Origin of the sequence: Massilia sp. CFBP 13721 (assembly GCF_014842025.1) — a bacterium.
GTDB lineage: Bacteria > Pseudomonadota > Gammaproteobacteria > Burkholderiales > Burkholderiaceae_D > Telluria.
Map to the genome: position 1 here is coordinate 1 of NZ_JACYUY010000076.1, position 372 is coordinate 372.

Genomic DNA, 372 nt, shown 5'->3' on the forward strand with positions numbered 1-372 from the left:
TAATGCCGTTCAGTTAAGGTCCTTCTTCAGGACGCGAACGGTGTAACGCTGAGGCAAGGCCTTGACGGCCCGGTCGATTTTTCGACCGGGCCGTTCTTCATTTAGTAGCATTACAAGGCGCTGGCGAAGGCGCTGCATTAAGGCAGGCAGCTTGCCATATGACCGGGTTACCGCAGCCCAGTGCAGTTCGTACTGGATGACGTGGAAGGCGCGGATAAAACTGATCTCGGTCGGCTCGCACTTTACGTCCAGCGCGGCTTTGACCATCTCCAGCCGGATCAGGTTGTAAGCGGTCAGCGCTCCCCAGATTTCCTGATAGACGCCGTCGACGGTGCGGCTACGCAGAGTCAGCGCCATACCCATCATCGTCTG

Annotated in this window: 1 pseudogene; it reads right to left on the bottom strand. The window is 57.5% G+C overall.

What is annotated here, in order from left to right:
• Positions 1-9 precede the first annotated feature (9 nt).
• A pseudogene (locus tag IFT60_RS27215) lies at positions 10-372 on the bottom strand (IS4 family transposase); the annotation flags it as partial.